Genomic DNA, 20,430 nt, shown 5'->3' on the forward strand with positions numbered 1-20,430 from the left:
CCCTGTCTCCGCGGCCCGGCACCCCGTGTCCGGGGTGCCTACCGCTCACTGCTCATTGCTCACTTCTTGCGGCGACGCCCGCTGCTCTTCTGGGCCTTGCGCCGCTCGGCACGGGTCAGACCGTCCGCCTCGGAACGGGCCGGGCCGGCCTCCTCGTCGCTGATGAAGTCGCCCTCGATGACGCTGCCGTCGCCGTCCACCTTGGGAGCGGAGAAGTGCAGCCGGTCCGGCCGCTGCGGCGCCTCCAGGCCCTTGGCGTGGATCTCCGGACGCCCCGCACCGGCGGGCACCACGTCCTTGTCCAGCGAGGTCGGCTCCGCCGCCTCCTGCACCGGGACCTCCTCGACCTGCTGCTCGACCTGGACCTCCAGGTTGAACAGGTAGCCGACGGACTCCTCCTTGATGCCCTCCATCATCGCGGTGAACATGTCGAAGCCCTCGCGCTGGTACTCGACCAGCGGGTCCTTCTGGGCCATCGCCCGCAGGCCGATGCCCTCCTGGAGGTAGTCCATCTCGTAGAGGTGCTCACGCCACTTGCGGTCCAGGACGGACAGCACGACCCGGCGCTCCAGCTCCCGCATGATGTCCGAGCCGAGCTGCTCCTCGCGGGCGGCGTACTGCTCGTGGATGTCGTCCTTGACGGCGTCGCCGATGAAGTCGGCGGTGATGCCCGCGCGGTCGCCGGCCTCGTCCTCCAGCTCCTCGACCGTCACCTTGACCGGGTAGAGCTGCTTGAACGCGCCCCACAGGCGGTCCAGGTCCCACTCCTCGGCGAAGCCCTCGACCGTCTCCGCCTGGATGTAGGCGTCGATGGTGTCCTCCATGAAGTGCGTGACCTGGTCTTGCAGGTCCTCGCCCTCCAGGACGCGGCGGCGCTCGCCGTAGATGACCTCACGCTGGCGGTTGAGCACCTCGTCGTACTTCAGGACGTTCTTGCGCGTCTCGAAGTTCTGCTGCTCGACCTGCGACTGGGCGGAGGCGATCGCCCGCGTCACCATCTTGTTCTCGATCGGCACATCGTCGGGGACGTTGGCCATCGCCATGACCCGCTCGACCATCTGCGCCTTGAACAGCCGCATCAGGTCATCGCCCAGGGACAGGTAGAACCGCGACTCGCCGGGGTCGCCCTGACGGCCGGAACGACCGCGCAGCTGGTTGTCGATCCGCCGCGACTCATGCCGCTCGGTGCCCAGGACGTAGAGCCCGCCGAGCTCCTTGACCTCCTCGAACTCCGCCTGGACCGCGGCCTCGGCGCGCTCCAGGGCGGCGGGCAGCGCGGCCGCCCACTCCTCGACGTGCTCCACCGGGTCCAGGCCGCGCTGGCGCAGCTCCGCCTCGGCGAGGTCGTCGGGGTTGCCGCCGAGCTTGATGTCCGTACCACGGCCTGCCATGTTCGTGGCGACCGTCACGGCGCCCTTGCGGCCGGCCTGGGCGATGATCGGCGCCTCACGGTCGTGCTGCTTGGCGTTGAGCACCTCGTGGGCGACGCCGCGCTTGTTGAGCTGCTGGGAGAGGTACTCGGACTTCTCGACCGAGGTGGTGCCGACCAGGATCGGCTGGCCCTTCCCGTGCTTCTCGACGATGTCCTCGACGACCGCGTCGAACTTCGCGGTCTCGGTGCGGTAGATCAGGTCCGCCTGGTCCATACGGACCATCGGGCGGTTCGTCGGGATCGGGACGACGCCGAGCTTGTAGATCTGGTGGAACTCGGCAGCCTCGGTCATGGCCGTACCGGTCATGCCGGAGAGCTTGTCGTAGAGGCGGAAGAAGTTCTGGAGGGTGATCGTGGCGAGCGTCTGGTTCTCGTCCTTGATCTCCACCCCTTCCTTCGCCTCGATGGCCTGGTGCATGCCCTCGTTGTAGCGGCGGCCGGCGAGGATACGGCCGGTGTGCTCGTCGACGATCATGACTTCGCCGTCGATGACGACGTAGTCCTTGTCGTTCTTGAAGAGCTCCTTGGCCTTGATCGCGTTGTTGAGGTAACCGACGAGCGGGGTGTTCACCGACTCGTACAGGTTGTCGATGCCCAGCCAGTCCTCGACCTTGCTGACACCGGACTCGTGGATGCCGACGGTGCGCTTCTTCTCGTCGACGTCGTAGTCGCCGGTCTCCTCGATGCCGCGCTGCGGGTTGGCGGCCTCGCCCCGCTTCAGGCGGCGCACCAACTTGGCGAAGTCGCCGTACCACTTGGTGGCCGAGTCCGCCGGGCCGGAGATGATCAGCGGCGTACGGGCCTCGTCGACGAGGATCGAGTCGACCTCGTCGACGACCGCGAAGTTATGGCCCCGCTGGACGAGTTCATCCTGCGACCAGGCCATGTTGTCACGCAGGTAGTCGAAGCCGAACTCGTTGTTCGTGCCGTAGGTGATGTCGCAGTTGTACTGCTCGCGGCGCTGGGCCGGCGTCATGTCGGCGAGGATGCAACCGACCGACAGGCCCAGGAACTTGTGGACGCGGCCCATCATCTCGGAGTCGCGCTCGGCCAGGTAGTCGTTCACCGTGATCAGGTGGACGCCCTTGCCGGACAGCGCGTTGAGGTACGTCGGGAGGGTACCGACCAGGGTCTTGCCCTCACCGGTCTTCATCTCGGCGACGTAGCCCATGTGAAGGGCCGCGCCGCCCATCAGCTGGACGTCGTAGGGGCGCTGGCCGAGCACCCGCCGGGCGGCCTCACGGACCGTGGCGAACGCCTCGGGCAGCAGGTCATCGAGGCTCTCGCCGTCGGCGTAGCGCTCTTTGTACTCATCCGTGAGCGCCCGCAGCTCAGCGTCGGAGAGAGCCGCGAAATCCTCCTCGATGGAGTTGACCTGGCCCGCGATGCGGTGCAGTTTGCGCAGGATCTTTCCTTCGCCTGCACGCATGATCTTCGTCAAGACGGACACTTGGGCTGGTCTCCTTGCCGGTCGGGCCTGCACGGTCGAGTGCGCGGGCGCGGCATTTTTCCAAGGGGGCAGGCCCCGCCGCAACGGCCATCGTAAAGGAGGACGCTGCCGGGCCGGGAGGTACGCCGCAGCGAACCCCGTTGTCCCCTCCCCAGCATGAACGCACGGGGCCGCGAGAAGGTGCCGGGCGGGTGCCGGGAATCAAGGCGAAAACCCTTCGCCACGCCTTCCGCAACCTTGCAGACTCACGTCATGAAGCCCGTCACCCTCGCCACCGAGCGCCTTGTACTGCGTCCCTTCGAGCCCGCCGATGCGCCCGCGGTGCATACCGCGTGCCAGGACCCCGATATTTTGCGCTGGACGAGTGTCCCCTCACCGTACGGGATGAAGGACGCGGAGCAGTTCGTGGGCACGGTCGTCCCCGAGGGCTGGCGCGACGACACCACGTACAACTTCGCCCTGGTCTCCCGGGCGGACGGCTCCCTGGTGGGCGCGATGGGCCTGGTACGCCTGGGCCGGCTGCACACCCCCGAACGGCAGGCCGAGCTGGGCTACTGGACCGCCAAGGAGCACCGCGGCCGGGGCCACACCGTCGAGGCGGGCCGCGCGGTGGTGCACTGGGCCTTCCGCGACCTGGGGGTGGAGCGCCTGGAGTGGCACGCGGAGGCCGGAAACGAAGGCTCCCGGGCAGTGGCCCGCAAGCTCGGCTTCCACATGGAAGGCACCCTGCGCGCCAAGCTGGTGCACGAGGGCACCCGCCGGGACGTCTGGATCGGCTCCCTGCTCCCGTCCGACGCGCCCGGAAGGACCGCACCGTCCGGCGCAGCAGGCACTCCCGTCCCGGACACGACGCCGTATCTGCCCTACCCCGGCTGACCCCCGCCGGCGCGGACCGGGCCGCGCCCGCACCGCGCCACCACCGCCCCGTCCGTGCGCGGGCACCGCCACCACCAGCGGTGATTCCCGTCTCCGGGGCGGTTGTCAGTGCCCGCCCCTACCCTTTGCCGCATGACCGCCGTGACGCAGCCACCGCCTCTGCCGCAGCCTGTGACCACCCTGTCCCGCGACGATGCCCGGCGCTTGGCGCTGCGGGCCCAGGGGCTGCTGGGCGCGCCGGACCGCCGGGCGGGGGTGCGCGGGGTGCTGCGGCAGCTGGGCGCGGTGCAGCTGGACACGATCTCGGTGCTGGCCCGCTCCCATGAGCTGGTGCCGTACGCCCGGCTCGGCGCTTTGGGCCGCGACGCCGTCGAGGCCGCTTACTGGACCCCGGCTTCTTCCGACGCGCCTGCGGCACCGCCGCACAGCTTTGAATACTGGTCGCACGCCGCCTGCATCCTCCCCATCGAGGAGTGGCCGCACTTCGCCTTCCGCCGGCGTGCCCGCCGCGCCAAGGGCCACCGCTGGCACGTCATGGAGGACTCCGAGCGCTCCTGCGCCGCCGTGCTGGACCGCCTGAAGGCCGATGGCCCGCTCACCACTTCGGAGCTGGGTGGCGGGCGCAAAGGCGGCGAGTGGTGGGACTGGTCCGAGACCAAGATCGCGGTGGAGTGGCTGCTGGACACCGGCGATGTGGTCTGTACGGAACGCCGCGCCTGGAAGCGTGTGTACGACCTCGCCGAGCGCGCCGTCCCGGACGCTCTGCTCCACGACGATCTGGACGACGCCGAGTGCCTCCGCCGTCTGGTCGCGCAGGCCGGGGCCGCCATGGGGGTGGCCACCCGCGCCGACCTGGCGGACTACCACCGCCTCAAAGCCGAGCAGGTGGATGCCGTCGTCGCGGACTCCGGGCTGGTCCCGGTCGAGGTCGAGGGCTGGGGAAAGCCCGCCTGGGCCGACCCCGCCGCGCTGGCCGCCCCGCCCCGCGGCCGGCACCGCACGACCCTGCTCTCGCCCTTCGACTCCCTGATCTGGGACCGGCCGCGCACGGAGCGGATCTTCGGTTTCACGCACCGCCTGGAGGCGTATGTCCCGCGCCCCCGGCGGATCCACGGGTACTTCGCGATGCCACTGCTGGCCGGCGGTCAGCTGGTCGGCCGGGTGGACCCGGCCCGCGAGGGCACCACCCTCGTCGCCCGCCAGGTCTCCATGCAGGGCTCCAAGGCCGTCGGCCCGATGGCCCGTGCGCTGGAGGAGGCCGCGAGCTGGGTGGGCTGCGACTCCGTACGCGTCGAGCGCTGCGACGACCAGAAGCTGGCCGAGGCCCTGCGCGCGGAACTCACCCACATGAGCGACCAGTAGGCGCCGGCCGATGACGCCGGGGGCACGACCGGCCCCCGGTCACCCGGCGCATCGAAGGCAACAGGCAACGGGCATCGGGCATCGGGCATCGGGAACGCTCCCCCGCCCACCGGCCCGCTCACCGGATCTCGAGGATCTTCTCCCGCATCGCGTACACCACCGCTTCCATCCGGGAGTGCAGTTGCAGCTTCTCCAGGATGTTGCGGACGTGGTTCTTCACCGTGTTCTCGGAGATGAAGAGTTCCTTGGCGATATCGCGGTTGTTCATGCCCGTGGCGACCAGCTTGAGGACCTCCAGCTCACGGTCGGTGAGCCGGGGCGCGGGCACCAGCCTGCGCTCGTCCGTGCGCTGGATCATCGACTTGAACTCCGTCAGGAGCTTGGACGCCATCGACGGGCTGATCTGCGACTGCCCGTCCGCCACGGCACGGATCGCGGTCGCCACCTCGTCGGTGGAGATCTCCTTGAGGAGGTAGCCGGTGGCTCCGGCCTTGATCGCGTCGTAGAGATCGGCCTCTTCGTCGCTGATCGTCAGCATGATGATCTTTGCGCTGGGAGCCACCTCCTTGATGGAGGTACACGCCTCGATTCCGCCGCGCTTGGGCATCCGCACGTCCATCAGCACGATGTCGGGCAGCAGATCCGCGGCCTTGTCGACCGCCTCCGCACCGTCCCCCGCCTCGCCGACGACCTGGATGTCCTCTTCCTGGGCCAGAACGATCTCCAGACCCCGCCGGAAGAGTGCGTGATCGTCCACGACCAGGACCCGGATCGGCTCCTTGCGCGGCACGCCGACGGCCCGGCCGGCCTCGTCGTCGCCCCCGGCAGCGTGGTGGTCATCGTCCGCGGCGTCGCGCACGGGACCGAAACTGTCCCCCATTGGTCCTCCCCGTCAACTACTCGGCCGTAAGGCCGGAGCTTGGAAATAAGGCTGGTTGACAACAGCCCCCTGCGGCCAGCCCGATCAATGCCATACGACCGTCTCCCCGGCATGTCGCCGTTTCGTGCCCACACGCTCCCTGGCTGGCACAAACACTATACGGCTTCAACTCCTGGCTCCTCCGGGCACGATGGTGCCCCCGGCGTACGCCGGGGGCACCGAGCGGATGGGGTTCAGCCGCCCAGCGCGCCGCCTGCGCCGCCGGGCTCCTCCTCCCCGAACAAGTCGGGGTTCAAGTGAATGACGCCGTAGTCGTAGGCGTGCCGCCGGTAGACGACACTCGGCAGCTTGGTGTCGGCGTCGACGAAGAGGTAGAAGTCGTGCCCGACCAACTCCATCTCGTTGAGCGCCTGGTCGAGCAGCATCGGCGCGGCCGAGTGGGTCTTCTCACGGACGATCAGAGGCCCCTCGCCCTGGACGTCGATCGACCCCATACGGGTGGTCGGCACCTTCTGGTCGACGTCGGCGGCGAGTTCGCCGTTGGGTGTCAGGCTCGCGGCGTCAGGCACGCTGACCGCGACTTCACTCGCCGGGATGCGGCCGTTGCCGCGACGCGAGTAGCGCTTGTCGTGCTGCTTGCGCAGACGCGCCTCGAGCTTCGCGGTGGCCAGATCCAGCGCGGCGTACGGATCGGCTGCGGCGGCCTCGGCCCGGACCACCGGGCCACGGGAGCGGAGGGTGATCTCCACTCGGTCGGAACGGTCGGCCTGCCGCGGGTTGGGCTCCTTGGACACCTCGACGTCCAGGCTGATCACCTTGGCGTCGAGCTTCTGGACTTTGTCCAGCTTCAGCTTCTCGGCCACGTGCTTGCGGAACCGCTCGGGCACCTCTGTCTTGCGGCCCTTGACGACGATGTCCACGCAGAACTCCGTTCCCGGATCGCTCCGCTCATCAAGCGGAGCAATTCCTTCTTGCACCAGGCTCCGGTGGTTGCCGAAGCCTCGGACTTGGCGACTTTCACCTCCTCCTCCCCCGACGACCCGTTCTCCACTCCCCCGTTTTCAGGATCGCTGCAAACGCCCCTGAACGCATTCATCCCGACATTCGAGGCAAAACACTCGCCAAGTCCTCACAACCGAACATAGCTCTCCCGGACGGATGTCGGCACCCCCTCGGAGCCCCCGGCTCCATTTGGGTGACTTTTCCTCCTCACCTACTTCCCCGTGATATTGGCTCCATCGGTTCGCCCTCGACGGCGAAGGCACCCCGGGGTGCCGCCACCACTGCCGCCCCGCCGACCCGGCCACCGGCCGCCGCGACCGCCCGGACAGCCTCGGCGAGCGTCGCCCCCGTGGTCACCAGATCGTCCACCAGTACGGCTGACCGCCCCGTCAGGAGCCTGCCGGCCCCGCCCGGCACCTCCAGGGCACCGGCGACATTCGCCAGCCGCTGCCGGGCGCTCAGCCCCGCCTGGTCGGCCACCACGCGCCGCTGCCGCAACGCCGCGAGCACCCGGACTTCCGTCCCCGCCCGCCGCAGCTCCCCGGCCGCCGCCAGCGCGATCCTGCGCACCGGGTCATGGCCCCGCCCGGCCACCGATCTCCGGGCCGAGGGCACCGGCACCAGCAGCTGAGGCCCGTCGCCCGCCCGGAGCCCGCGCACGGCCCCGGCCAGCACCGCTCCCAGCGGCCCGGCCAACCGCAGCGCACCCCGCTCCTTGTGGGCCAGCAGCACCGCCCGCACCTCGTCGGCGTACGGCGCCCCCGCCCACACCCGAGGCAGCCCCACGGGGCTCGGCCACGGCCGCACCCGCCGCGCCCCGCGCCCGTCCCGCGCAAGCACCCGACGACACTCCGCACACAGCTCCGTGCGCGGTCGGCCGCACCCTGCACAGTCGACCGGCAGCACCAGAGCGGCCAGTTCGCGCCACACCCCCTGCATAACTCCACTGTCCCGCCGTCCACGCCCGGCCACCACCCCTGTGGATAACCATGGCCACCGCGGACATGCGGAACGGGGGACGCGCGGAGCTACTGGGGGCGTGGGGCGCTGGGGACGTGCGGACCTGCTGGGTGCTGGGAACGGGCTGCGGACTGCGGACTGCGGACTGCGGACTGCGGACCAGCCGTACGGCACATCGCGGCAGGCCGAGCCCGCCGCACGCCCCGGCCCGGGACCGGCGGGCACCTCGCCATCGGCGCAGGGCCGGCCCTGCGCCACCCACGTCACGGGTGACGGGTCACCCGTCACCCATCACCGGCGCACGCTCACGCTCACCGCCCCGCTCGCGGTCACCCGGGATAGACCGGCGCCGTCCCTTCCTTCGACACCGTCTTCCAGTTCGAGTCCAGAGGCAGCCGCACAATGCCCTCCGTGGCATCGGCGATCAGCGGCCTGGCCTCGTCCTCCGAGGCCGCCACCGCCTTGACGCCGTTGACGCCGGGCAGGGTCTGCGCGTTGGACGCCGAGCCGTCCGTCTCCATGAACTGCATCTGCTGGACTCCGCCGGACTCCCGCCCGACGACCACCAGCCGGCTGCGGCCCGCCCAGGACGCCGCCACCACGTCCTCCAACTGCGGTGCGATCGGCCGGAGCTCCTGCACGGAAAGGGCGGGGTGCGTAGAAGTGCCGTCGCGCTCAACCCGGCCCAGCTGGAGTGTCGTACGCCCCTTGTCCTCCACCAGGACCGCGATCCGGATGCCGTCAGCGGCCACCTTGATCGCCTTGATCCGCCGCCCGTCGAGACCGGGCACCGACACCTTTTCGGGGGCGCCCTTGCCCTCGCGCAACCGCATCAACTGCGAACCGTGCGCATCGCGGTCCGCGATCCACAGGTCGCCCAGGCCGTCCCAGCTCGGTGCCGTCAGTCCCGTATCGGGGTTCTTGGCCGAACCGGTACTGGTCAGCAGCGGATCGCCACGCTCGATGCCATCCTCCAGACCGGCCACATACAGCGACCGGCCGTCGCTCGACACTCCCGCCGCGGTGTCCTCCCCGCGCGAGATGGCGACCGAGCGCAGTGGGGTCTTGCCCGTACCGAACGGGCCGCGCACCGGCGTCGGTTCGGTCGCGGTGTCCGACATGGCGACGACCTTTTGGTCACCGTCGATGAAGTACTCCTTGCCGGAGTGCCCGGTGCTCGGGGACGGTGCGAAGTCGCGCTCGGCCTGCTCCTGGGACAACGAACACAGCGAGTTGCCGCTGTTGTCCTCGAGCTCCACCTCACTGATCTTCGAAGCCCGCGTCATGTCCTGCACGGTGAAGAAGAGCTGAGCCGCCATCTGCTTGCACTGCGTGGAGTCGGTGTTCACCGCGTCCTTGCTGAGCTTGACGCGCAGCGCGTTCGAGTCGTCCAGCGCCAGATCGTGCGCGGCGAGCCGGGTGCCGGACGGGAACGCCGAAGTCGTCACCTGGTTCAGCCAGTCGGTGGGCCCGGACAGCAGCGCCTCCACACTGGCGGTGATCGGCTTTATTCGCTGCCGCAGATAGACGGGGTCCGCGACGAGCGCGTTCCGGTTCGCCTTCGGCTCTCCCGACTCCGAGTTGTAGGACGCGAAGTAGTACTTGTTGACGGAGCGGTAGATGCGCTGGAAGTCGGACAGCCCGAGCACCAGCCCATCGGGCAGCCGGTCGATACGCCACTGTCCGCCCTCCTTGATGAGGTGGATCGTCTGGCGGTACGGCTTCTCCTCAGGGGTATAGGCGTGGCTGTCGTCCACCGCCGCCACCTGGCTGCCGGAGAGGGTGACCGTGTAGCCGTTCGAGTCCTCCCGGTTGGGCAGCGTCTTCGGCTCCGGCTTCGGGCGTTCCTGGAGCACATTGGTGACCTGGAACGGCCGCCAGGTCCGCTTCGCCGACTTGGCCAGATACTGGGTGGCGGTACGGAAATCCGCCTCGTCACTGGTCGTGGCGTCGAGGAAGCTGCGCACGATATTGGTCGGCTGCGCACCGTCCTGCGGAGGCACGCCGTAGACCCGCACCTGCGACTCGCCTTCGGAGCGCGGCGACTGCTCGACCGACGTGACGTCCCCGCTGTCGGGCATCGACGCACACCCGGCCAGCAGCACGGCCGCACAGCCGAGCACCACAAACGTCCGCGCCGGCCCGGCTCCCCTGCGGGCGCGCGCGGGGGACCCGGTCCCCTCCCCGCGCTCGCCTCCGCGCTCAGTGTCCACGCAGCCCGCCTTCCCGATCCACGCCGTGCTCGGCCTTCTGCTCGGCCCCGCTCTCACGGACCGGCTCATCGGTGCGCGCGCTCTCGCCGCGCGCCGCCTCCTCGCTCCGTTCGCCCCCGCTCTGCGGCACCACACGGGCACCGTTGCCGGGCAGTGCCGTCGGGTCGGCCGCCGGCCAGGCCGCCTTCGGCTCCGGGGCGGGGGCCGAGGCGTCGCCTGGCGGTGTGGCACGTGTCTGCACCGGGATCGTGGACGCCTTGCGGTCCGCCCCGGCACGCGGCTGACCCGACTCGTCCAGTCCGCGGTTGCGCCGCGAGTCCTCCGGCTCCAGGGGGATCGGGGATCCGCGCAGCGTCTCGCCGGCCGTACGGGGCAGCGTCAGCCGGAACTGCGAGCCGCCGCCCGGCTCGCCCCAGGCCTGGAGCCAGCCGCCGTGCAGCCGGGCGTCCTCGACGGCGATGGACAGGCCCAGCCCCGTACCGCCCGTCGTGCGGGCCCGGGCCGGGTCCGCACGCCAGAAACGGTTGAAGACGCGGGTGGCCTCGCCGGGCTTGAGGCCGACGCCGTAGTCACGCACCGCGACGGCCACCGCGCCGCCGCTCCGGCTGCCCGCCGACGCCAGCCGCACCACCACATCGCGGCCCTCACCGTGCTCGACGGCGTTGACGACCAGATTGCGGAGTATGCGCTCCACCCGGCGGGAGTCGGCCTCGGCGATCACGGGCTGCTCGGCGCCGCGCACCACTATCCGGGTGCCCTTGCGCTCGGCGAGCGGTTCGGCACCCTCGATGACGCGGTGCACCACATCGCGCAGATCGACCGGCTCGGCCTCCAGCGCGGCCGCGCCGGCGTCGAACCGGCTGATCTCCAGCAGCTCCGCGAGCAGCGATTCGAAGCGGTCCAGCTGCCCGCGCAGCAGCTCGGCGGAGCGCGCGGTGGCGGGGTCGAACTCGTCCCGCACGTCATGGATGACATCGGCCGCCATCCGTACGGTCGTCAGCGGCGTGCGCAGCTCGTGCGAGACGTCGGAGACGAAACGGCGCTGCATCCGGGACAGCTCCTCCAGCTGCTGGATCTTGACCTGGAGGTTCTGCGCCATCTTGTTGAAGGACTCGCCCAGCCGGGCGATGTCGTCCTCGCCGGTGACCTTCATCCGCTCCTGGAGGAGGCCGGCGGCCAGCCGCTCGGAGATCCCCGCGGCCATCCGTACGGGCGTGACGACCTGCCGCACCACCAGCCAGGCGATCGCGCCGAGCAGGATCACGACGAACACCCCGGCGGTCGCCAGCGTCCCCGTCACCAGCTTGAGCGACTCCTCTTCCTGACTGAACGGGAAGAGGTAGTAGAGCTGGTACTGGTTGCTGTTTGCATCGTTGAGCCGCTTGCCGATGATCAGCGCCGGCACACCGTCGTCCGACCCGATGCGCTTGATCTGGGTGTACTGGGTGAACGTCCCGGACTTGGTGTCCAGCTTCCGCCGCAGCTCGGGGGGCACGCTCCGTTCGGGATCGACATCGCCGGAGGCACGCGGACCGCGGGTGCCGGGGCTGGAGTCGCCGAACGGTTCATCGGAGTCGGAGCTGAGCGCCACGACGGAGAAGACGCCCTGCCCGCCACTGGCGAGCTGCTCGACCAGGCCGGTCAGCCAGGTAGCGGAGTCCTGGGTGCCACGGTTGCCGGTGCGCACGGTGCCCTCGGGCCGGGTGTCGTCGGCGCCGTCGGCCATCTTCTGGGCGACGCTGAAACCGCCCGCGGCCTGGCTCTGCGCGGCCTGCCCCTTGGCCGTGAGCAGGCCGTTCCGGACCTGGCCGACCACGACGACACCGAGCAGCAGCACCACGGCCAGCGACATCAGCAGCGTGGTCGCCACCACGCGGAGCTGGATATTGCGCCGCCACAGGCGCAGGGCGGGCAGCAGCGGCCGCCGCACCCAGCGGCTGAAGAGCCGGACCAGCGGGTGGACCGGCCCGCTCACCGCGCCATCGGGCAGCAACTGCCCGCCGCGCAGCAATCGAGCGACCAATCTCCCCGAAAAGGACATATCACCCGCCGGGTCGACGGTTCGCCCCCGCTTTCCCTCCGGGGCCGAACCGTCCCGGGTCATCTCAGCTGGGCCCGGCCTTGTAGCCGACCCCGCGCACGGTCACCACGATCTCCGGCCGCTCCGGGTCCCTCTCGACCTTGGAGCGCAGCCGCTGCACGTGGACATTGACCAGCCGGGTGTCGGCGGCGTGCCGATAGCCCCAGACCTGCTCGAGCAGCACCTCACGGGTGAACACCTGCCACGGCTTGCGTGCCAGCGCCACCAGCAGATCGAACTCGAGCGGGGTCAGCGCGATCGACTGCCCGTCGCGCTTCACCGAATGGCCCGCCACATCGATGACCAGGTCACCGATCGCCAGCTGCTCGGGCGCCGGCTCCTCCGAACGCCGCAGCCGCGCCCGGATACGGGCCACCAGCTCCTTGGGCTTGAACGGCTTGACGATGTAGTCGTCCGCGCCCGACTCGAGCCCGACCACCACATCCACCGTGTCGGTCTTGGCGGTCAGCATGACGATCGGCACTCCGGACTCGGCCCGGATCAGGCGGCACACCTCGATACCGTCCCGCCCCGGCAGCATCAGGTCGAGCAGTACAAGATCGGGCTTGGTCTCGCGGAAGGCCGCAAGGGCCTTGTCACCGTCCGACACAAACGACGGTTCAAAACCTTCGCCGCGCAGCACGATGCCAAGCATCTCTGCCAGTGCGGTGTCGTCGTCGACGACCAGGACGCGTCCCTTCATTCGGCCATCATCCCATTACCTGATCGTGACTTACTCCATCGTGACGTGGAACACACCTCTGCCAGCCCCTTCCGGGTCACCGGCGACACCACTCCGGCCTCCGTGACGATCGCCGTCACCAGCTCCGCCGGAGTGACGTCGAAGGCCGGGTTGTAGGCCTGTGCGCCCAGCGGCGCCACCGGTATGCCGGTGCCCGCCTCCCTCCCGGGCCCCTGTACATGCGGCAACGAGAACTCCGTCACTTCCTGGCCCGGCCGCTGCTCCACCTCGATGTCCGACCCCTCCTCGGTCTCCAGATCCACCGTGCTCGTCGGTGCCACCACCACGAACGGAACGTGGTGGTACCGCGCCAGAACCGCGAGTGGATAGCTGCCGATCTTGTTGGCCACCGATCCGTCCGCCGCGATCCGGTCCGCGCCGATCAGCACCGCATCCACCTCGCCCGCGGCGAACAGCGACCCTGCCGCACAGTCCGAGAGCACCGTGTACGCCATACCCGCCCGAGCCGCTTCATAGGCGGTCAGCCGCGCCCCCTGTAGCAGCGGCCGTGTCTCGTCCACCCACAGCCGGCGCAGCTCGCCGGCCCGGTGCGCCGCCCGCGCCACCGCCAGGGCGGTGCCCTCGCCCCCGGACACCAGCGCGCCCGAATTGCAGTGCGTGAGAATCCGGTGCCCGCCGCCCGGCAGCAGCTCGCCCAGCAGCGCCAGCCCGTGCTCCGCCATCTGTGCGCTGGCCTCGATGTCCTCGGCATGCACGGCCCGCGCCTCGGCCAGCGCCGCCTCCGCGGCCGCCTGAGCACCGGCCCCTTCGGCCACCGCGGCGCGGTGGGCGGCGGCCGCCCGCCGCACGCCGTAGCCCAGATTGACCGCGGTCGGCCGGGCCTGCGCCAGCGCCTCCACCGCCTCCTCGACGTCAAAGCCCCGAGCAGCGGCCAGCGCGACACCGTAGGCACCGGCGATGCCCAGCAGCGGAGCGCCGCGTACGGCCAGCGTCCGGATCGCCTGAACCAGCGCCGGCACGTCCGTGCAGACCAGCTCGACCTCCTCCGCCGGCAGCCGGGTCTGGTCGAGGAGGACCACTACGGGCCCCTCGGGCGGCTCCTCCCAACGCAACGACGGAATGGCGAGCGCCCCGGCGCCCGACTCGGATACCTCGTACTGATCGCCCATCCCTTCAGTCTGACGCCGACCGCCCCTCGAACAGAAGGTCCCCTCGCGCTCCGGGCCCCGGTACACAACGTCGACCGCCATGACACGATGACTGCCACCGCGGACCCCGGACCCCCGCCGCCCCGGCGGACGGGCAGCAAGAAGGAGCGACGATGAACAACTCTCCGGGCTGGGCCTCGCCCGGATCCACTCCCTCCGACGAGCCGGCCCGCGGCACACAGGAGCAGCCCCCTCAGGAAGACCAGCCCGCCCCCGGCGAGCAGTCGCCCCCACCGAACTGGTCCAAGCAACAGCCGCCCGCCGGCCAGTGGTCGGCCCCCACCGGCATCCCCGGCCAGAGCGGCCCCCACGGGAGCAGCGGCCGGGGCACGGCAGGTGACCGCGCCCGTGCCTCGTCGCCCGGTCCCGGCGGTCCCGGCTGGGGCGGCCACCCCGGCAATCAGCCGCCCTGGGGCGGCGCCTGGGCCCCGGTTCCGCAGGCCGCCAAGCCCGGCGTCATTCCGCTGCGTCCGCTCGCCGTCGGCGAGATCCTCGACGGTGCGGTCGCCACCATGCGCGCCCACTGGCGCACGGTCCTGGGCATCTCGCTGATCGTCGCGGTCCTCGCGCAGACCGCCATCACCGTGGTCACCGGCATCTGGTTCCGGGGCGCCGGCCGCGACCCCTCCCTGGCGAACGACAACGTCCCGCCCCTCCGCGACACCCTGCACCAGATGGGCAATTCGCTCGCCGCCTCCGGCATCACCTCGGCGATAGGGCTGCTCGCCACGCTCGTCGTCACAGGTTTGCTGACCATGGTCGTGAGCCGCGCCGTCCTGGGCCGCTCGGTGACCGCCGGGGAAGCCTGGCGCGATGCACGTACCCAACTCCCGCGCCTGCTCGGCCTGCTGGTCCTGCTGCCCCTGCTCATCATGGCGATATTCGCGGTCGGCATGGCTCCCGGTCTCCTCCTCACCGCCACCGCCACCGGCACGCTGGAAGTGGGCCTGCTGCTCACCCTGCTCGGCGGGCTCGCCGCGAGCGTCGTGAGCATCTGGCTGGGGGTCCGCTACAGCCTCGCCTCCCCGGCCCTGATGCTGGAGAAGCAGGGCGTCATCGCCGCCATGCGCCGCTCGGCGAAGCTCGTCCGGGGCACCTGGTGGCGCGTGCTGGGTGTGCAGCTCCTCGCCTTCCTCCTGACCGGCATCGTCGAGTTCATCATCCAGATCCCTGCCACCATCATCGCCTTCCTCATCGGTGGCGAGAACCTCATGGACTGGGCGAACGGCACCGGCAACACCGCCGGCTGGTCGTTCCTGATCGTGCTGGGCATCGGAGCCGTCATCAGCTCCACCATCACCTTCCCGATCAGCGCCGGCGTCACCGCGCTCCTGTACGTGGACCAGCGCATCCGCCGCGAGGCACTCGACCTCGAACTCGCCCGTGCCGCGGGGCTCCCCGGCTACGGCGCCGACGCCCCCACCGCCCGTCCTGCCACCCCCACTCCCGCAGCCACGGACGCGACCGCCGGCAACGCGCCAACAGCAGCAGCCCCGGCCTCCGCTGACACCTCTCCCGGCAGCGCGAAGACGGAAGACGCAACACCGGACAGCCCCACGGCAGACGGCTCCCCGGCGGACAGCAACGGCACGACCGCCCCCGAGCCGGGCTCCCCGACCACGGACGGCACCACGCCGACGGACGCCTCCCCCGCGGACGCCACCCCCGCCGACGACGCCGGGCAACGCCCCAACGACGCCGCGCCGGGAAGCTGATGCGGTGACCAGAGGGGGGAACATGACCGCGCTCGGACCACTCATGGCGCGCTCCGACGACGACATACCGGTGAGGACCCCACGCGTCCCGGCCCGCGAGGCGGCCGAGCGTGAGCTGTCCGACCCCCGGTACCACCAGCACGACCCCAACCCGATCCAGCAGGCCCTTGATTGGCTCTGGGCCCGCGTCGACGAGCTCGTCGGCGCCGCTGCCGGCACCACCCCGGGTGGCTGGATCGGGCTTCTCGCCATCGCCGCGTTCGTCGTGCTGCTGATCGTCGCCCTCCGGTTGCGGCTCGGCGCGGTGCGCCGCACTCCGACCACGAGCGGCGCGCTCTTCGCCGAAACGCCCCGCACCGCCGCCGAGCACCGCTCCGCAGCCGACCGGCACGCCGCCGAGGGCCGCTGGAACGAGGCGATCCAGGACCGCATGCGCGCCCTCGTCCTCGCCCTGGAAGAGCGCACACTGCTCACCCCCGGCCCGGGCCGCACCGCCGACGAGGCCGCCGGCGAGGCCGGCCGGGCCTTTCCCGCACACGCCGACCGGCTGCGCACCGCGGCCCGCACCTTCGACGAGGTCACATACGGCGGCCGCCCCGGCACGGAACGGGCGTACACCCTCCTGGCCGGCCTCGACACCGACCTCCAGCACGCCAAGCCCGACCTGGCCATCACCCCGACCGGGAGCCGCGGATGACTACGGCCGCCCCCGACACCCCCGCGCTCGCTCCCACCGCTCGTGGTCTGTGGACCCGGTCCCGCGGGCCGCTGCTCGCGCTTCTTCTGCTCGTCGTCAGCGGAGTGGTCCTCGGCGCCCTCCAGTCCGGCGAACAGCACGGCCGGCTCGATCCCCGGTCCGCGGACCGGACCGGAAGCCGGGCCCTCGCCCGACTCCTGGCCGCCCACGGCGTCTCCACCGAGGTCGTGACCACCTCTGAGGAAGCCGCCGCCGCGGCCGGCCCCGACACCACCCTGCTCGTCACCGACCCCGACGTACTGACGCAGGATCAGCTGACCGGCCTGCACACCGCGACCGCGCACACCCCCGGCCGCACGGTCCTGCTCGCCCCCGGCACCTCGTCCCTCGAAACCTTCACCCCCGGCGTCCGGATGGAACCCCCGGCCCGCATGTCGGCACGCCCGCCCGCCTGTTCCCTGCCCGACGCCCGCCGCGCGGGCACTGCACTCCTCGGCGGCCTCCGCTACGCCACGGCCGCCGACGGCGCCGACCGCTGCTACGTCAGCGGCGGCCGGCCCACCCTGCTGCGCCTGCCGGCCCCCGGCACCGGCCGCGACACCGTGCTCCTCGGCTCCGCCGATCTCCTCTACAACCAGCACCTCGCCGAGCACGGCAACGCCTCGCTGGCCCTTCAACTCCTCGGTACGCACAAGCATCTGGTCTGGTACCTCCCCTCCGTGAGCGACCCGTCATCCGCTCAGGACCAACAGCGCGGTTTCCTCGACCTCATCCCTTCCGGCTGGCGCTGGGCCCTGCTCCAACTCGCCTTCGCCGCCGTATGCGCGGCCCTGTGGCGCGCCCGCCGCCTCGGCCCCTTGATTCCGGAAAAACTCCCGGTGACCGTCCCCGCCGCCGAGACCACCGAGGGCCACGCCCGCCTCTACGAGCAGGCCAACGCCCGCGACCGGGCCTCCGACGTGTTGCGCTCCGCGACCCGCACGCGACTCGCCCCCCTCATCGGCGTGTCCGCAGCGCACGCCCACACCGCCGACGTCCTTCTGCCTGCCCTTCACGCCCACTTGACCGTCGCGCCCGGCCCCGAAGCAGACCTCCATGTCCTGCTCTTCGGCCCGGCACCCGCGGACGACAGAGCCTTGGTGCGCCTGGCCGACCAACTCGACGCACTCGAATCCTCGATCGTTTCCCAAGAGAGGCACGCCCCCCGTGAGCACCCCGACCGCTGACAGCGCCCGAACCTCCCTTGAGGACCTGCGCACCGAGATAGCCAAGGCCGTCGTAGGCCAGGACCCCGCCGTCACCGGGCTGGTCGTCGCACTCCTCTGCCGCGGTCATGTGCTCCTCGAAGGCGCCCCCGGCGTCGCCAAGACCCTGCTCGTACGCGCCCTGTCGGCCGCTCTCGAACTCGACACCAAGCGCGTCCAGTTCACCCCTGACCTGATGCCGAGTGATGTCACCGGCTCACTGGTCTACGACAGCCGCAGCTCCGAGTTCTCCTTCCAGCCGGGCCCTGTCTTCACCAACCTCCTGCTCGCCGACGAGATCAACCGCACGCCTCCCAAAACCCAGGCGTCGTTGCTCGAAGCGATGGAAGAGCGGCAGGTGACCGTCGACGGCACGGCCCGTCCCCTCCCCGAGCCGTTCCTGGTGGCTGCCACCCAGAACCCCGTGGAGTACGAGGGCACTTACCCCCTCCCCGAGGCTCAGCTCGACCGCTTCCTGCTGAAGCTGACGGTGCCGCTCCCCGCCCGACACGACGAGATAGACATCCTCAACCGCCACGCGGCCGGCTTCAGCCCCCGCGACCTCGGCGCCGCAGGTCTGCGCCCCGTCGCCTCCAGCGCCGACCTCGATGCCGCCCGGGCCGCGGTCGCCAAGACCGCCGTCTCCCCTGAAGTCACCGGCTATATCGTCGATATCTGCCGTGCCACCCGCGAATCCCCCTCGCTCTCTCTCGGCGTCTCCCCCCGAGGCGCCACCGCCCTGCTCTCCACGTCACGAGCCTGGGCCTGGCTGACCGGCCGCGACTATGTCACCCCTGACGACGTCAAGGCCCTCGCCCTTCCCACGCTCCGACATCGCGTCCACCTCCGCCCCGAAGCGGAGATGGAAGGAGTCACCGCAGACTCCGTGATCAACGCCGTGCTCGCTCATCTCCCCGTCCCCCGCTGAGACGACACCGTGGCCCTCACCGGACGCACCGCCCTCATCTCCGCACTCGGAGCCCTCTTCGTCGGCTTCGTGCTGCCCAGCTGGCTCGGCATCCTCGCCGTCCAACTCGCCTTGCTGATAGCAATCTTGTGCGATCTCGCGCTCGCCGCGCCAGTGCGAAAGCTCCATTTCACCCGAACCGGTGACACAACAGTTCGACTCACGGACGAAGCCCACACGCACCTCACGGTGACCAATCCGAGCGGCCGCACGCTGCGCGCCCAGATCCGAGACGCCTGGCCCCCCAGCTCCTTCCGCCCCGGCTCGGACTTCCCCGCATCCCGCCACACCGTGCGCATCCCCGCCGCCGAACGCCGACGCCTCACCACGACGCTCCACCCCACCCGCCGCGGTGACCATCACGCAGTCCGCGTCACGGTCCGCTCCTACGGCCCGCTCGGCCTGGCCGCCCGCCAAGGAAGTCGGCACGTCCCCTGGACGCTGCGCGTCCTGCCGCCCTTCACCAGCCGCAAGCACCTCCCCGCCAAGCTTGCCCGGCTCCGCGAACTCGACGGCCGCACCAGCATCCTGACCCGCGGCGAGGGAACCGAGTTCGACAGCCTCCGCGACTACACCCCCGGCGACGACACCCGCTCCATCGACTGGCGCGCCACCGCCCGCCGGCAGAACCTCGCAGTCCGCACCTGGCGCCCCGAACGCGACCGCCGCATCCTGCTCGTCCTGGAGACCGGCCGTACCTCCGCCGGCCGCGTCGGCGACATTCCCCGTCTCGACGCCTCCATGGACGCCGCCCTGCTGCTCGGCGCCCTCGCCGCCCGCGCCGGCGACCGCGTGGACCTGCTCGCCTACGACCGCCGCATACGCGCCTCCGTACAAGGCCGCACGGCACGCGATCTTCTCCCGGCCCTGACCGACGCCCTGGCACCCCTCGAATCCGAACTGGTCGAGGCGGACGCCCGCGGCTTGGCCGCAACCATCCACCGCCGCACTCCGCGCCGGTCCCTCATCGTGCTCTTCACCGGCCTGGACGCAGCTCCCGTGGAGGAGGCTCTCCTGCCCGTCCTCCCCAGCCTCACCCAGCGCAACGAGCTCATCGTCGCGGCCGTGGCCGACCCCCGCATCGAAGAAATGGCCGCCGGCCGTCACACCCCCCAGGCCGTCTACGCAGCAGCAGCCGCAGAACAGACCCACGCCGCCCGCCGCCGCACCGCAGACCGCCTACGCCACCACGGCATCACGGTCATCGACTCCACCCCGGCCCGCCTGGCCCCCGACCTGGCCGACGCCTACCTCACCCTGAAGTCCGCCGGCCGCCTGTAACCCCTCGCGCCTCCCACCCCACACAGAACATGGCCCCCCAGAGCTACAGGCCACGGGGGCGCGGGGGCACGGGGACTACAGAGCAGCAATACGAGGCGACGCCACCCCCGCTAGCAGTCGCTGTGCCCCCGCGGAGCCTGGCCGCCGCCCCATGCACTCTGAACGAAGGACCAGTAGAGGGGAAGCCCTCAGCCCCAGCTCCTTGAGCCGCGCCTCTTCCCCTGCCCGCACCGTCCTGAGAGGCCACACATCCCACACCGCCACCAGCGCCGAGCTCTCCCCCCATCGATCACCTATACCCCGGCCCTCAACGTGAAAATGCCCCGCCCCCGGACCGAAACCCGGAAACGAGGCACCCCC

General features: G+C 70.9%; 15 protein-coding genes. 7 read left to right on the forward strand and 8 right to left on the reverse strand.

Annotated features, from left to right (window positions below; genetic code table 11):
- Window positions 1-59 precede the first annotated feature (59 nt).
- On the reverse strand, window positions 60-2,882 hold the full coding sequence (gene secA / locus M8I34_RS08295; protein WP_244414520.1) for a preprotein translocase subunit SecA: 2,823 nt from the start codon (window positions 2,880-2,882) through the stop codon (window positions 60-62).
- A gap of 252 nt (window positions 2,883-3,134) precedes the next feature.
- On the opposite strand from secA, the gene M8I34_RS08300 reads away from it, so the two are divergent.
- Complete coding sequence (locus M8I34_RS08300) at window positions 3,135-3,758, forward strand: GNAT family N-acetyltransferase (protein ID WP_250048588.1); 624 nt, start codon at window positions 3,135-3,137, stop codon at window positions 3,756-3,758.
- A gap of 132 nt (window positions 3,759-3,890) precedes the next feature.
- A complete protein-coding gene (locus tag M8I34_RS08305; protein WP_250048589.1) occupies window positions 3,891-5,120 on the forward strand; it encodes a winged helix-turn-helix domain-containing protein in 1,230 nt (409 codons plus the stop codon).
- A gap of 118 nt (window positions 5,121-5,238) precedes the next feature.
- Here the strand turns inward: M8I34_RS08305 and M8I34_RS08310 are convergent, their stop codons facing one another.
- From M8I34_RS08310 to mtnA, 7 genes are all read right to left on the reverse strand, one after another.
- Window positions 5,239-6,000: a response regulator transcription factor gene (locus M8I34_RS08310; RefSeq protein WP_250048590.1), complete on the reverse strand. Its 762-nt coding sequence runs from the start codon at window positions 5,998-6,000 to the stop codon at window positions 5,239-5,241.
- Window positions 6,001-6,233: 233 nt separating this feature from the next.
- A complete protein-coding gene (gene hpf / locus M8I34_RS08315; RefSeq protein WP_030076773.1) occupies window positions 6,234-6,920 on the reverse strand; it encodes a ribosome hibernation-promoting factor, HPF/YfiA family in 687 nt (228 codons plus the stop codon).
- A 289-nt stretch (window positions 6,921-7,209) separates the two neighbouring features.
- The gene (locus M8I34_RS08320; protein ID WP_374210872.1) at window positions 7,210-7,788 is read right to left on the reverse strand and encodes a ComF family protein; all 579 of its coding nucleotides are present in this window, start codon (window positions 7,786-7,788) and stop codon (window positions 7,210-7,212) included.
- 503 nt (window positions 7,789-8,291) lie between these two features.
- Window positions 8,292-10,175 (reverse strand): LpqB family beta-propeller domain-containing protein, encoded by a 1,884-nt coding sequence (locus M8I34_RS08325; protein WP_250048592.1) that lies wholly within the window; start codon window positions 10,173-10,175, stop codon window positions 8,292-8,294.
- On the reverse strand, window positions 10,165-12,279 hold the full coding sequence (gene mtrB, locus M8I34_RS08330) for an MtrAB system histidine kinase MtrB (RefSeq protein WP_250048593.1): 2,115 nt from the start codon (window positions 12,277-12,279) through the stop codon (window positions 10,165-10,167). Before mtrB ends, M8I34_RS08325 begins: the two co-directional genes overlap by 11 nt.
- 1 nt (window position 12,280) lies before the next feature.
- On the reverse strand, window positions 12,281-12,958 hold the full coding sequence (gene mtrA / locus M8I34_RS08335) for a two-component system response regulator MtrA (protein ID WP_244414513.1): 678 nt from the start codon (window positions 12,956-12,958) through the stop codon (window positions 12,281-12,283).
- Entirely contained in the window at window positions 12,955-14,127 is a 1,173-nt protein-coding gene (gene mtnA, locus M8I34_RS08340; RefSeq protein ID WP_250048594.1) for an S-methyl-5-thioribose-1-phosphate isomerase, read from the reverse strand. The genes mtrA and mtnA overlap by 4 nt, the downstream gene beginning before the upstream one ends.
- Before the next feature lie 152 nt (window positions 14,128-14,279).
- On the opposite strand from mtnA, the gene M8I34_RS08345 reads away from it, so the two are divergent.
- Genes M8I34_RS08345 through M8I34_RS08365 form a run of 5 tightly spaced genes read left to right on the forward strand, consistent with a single transcriptional unit; the run spans window position 14,280 to window position 20,070 of the window.
- Window positions 14,280-15,881: a hypothetical protein gene (locus M8I34_RS08345; RefSeq protein WP_250048595.1), complete on the forward strand. Its 1,602-nt coding sequence runs from the start codon at window positions 14,280-14,282 to the stop codon at window positions 15,879-15,881.
- 22 nt (window positions 15,882-15,903) lie between these two features.
- On the forward strand, window positions 15,904-16,578 hold the full coding sequence (locus M8I34_RS08350; RefSeq protein WP_250048596.1) for a DUF4129 domain-containing protein: 675 nt from the start codon (window positions 15,904-15,906) through the stop codon (window positions 16,576-16,578).
- Window positions 16,575-17,804, forward strand: coding sequence for a DUF4350 domain-containing protein (locus tag M8I34_RS08355; RefSeq protein WP_250048597.1), 1,230 nt, complete (start codon window positions 16,575-16,577; stop codon window positions 17,802-17,804). Before M8I34_RS08350 ends, M8I34_RS08355 begins: the two co-directional genes overlap by 4 nt.
- Window positions 17,785-18,750 carry a MoxR family ATPase gene (locus tag M8I34_RS08360; RefSeq protein WP_250048598.1) on the forward strand — a complete coding sequence of 322 codons (966 nt, stop codon included), beginning with the start codon at window positions 17,785-17,787 and terminating at the stop codon, window positions 18,748-18,750. Before M8I34_RS08355 ends, M8I34_RS08360 begins: the two co-directional genes overlap by 20 nt.
- A gap of 9 nt (window positions 18,751-18,759) precedes the next feature.
- Window positions 18,760-20,070 carry a DUF58 domain-containing protein gene (locus M8I34_RS08365; RefSeq protein ID WP_250048599.1) on the forward strand — a complete coding sequence of 437 codons (1,311 nt, stop codon included), beginning with the start codon at window positions 18,760-18,762 and terminating at the stop codon, window positions 20,068-20,070.
- Window positions 20,071-20,430: the final 360 nt, after the last annotated feature.

This window comes from Streptomyces sp. MCA2 (genome assembly GCF_023544705.1).
Classification (GTDB): domain Bacteria; phylum Actinomycetota; class Actinomycetes; order Streptomycetales; family Streptomycetaceae; genus Streptomyces; species Streptomyces decoyicus.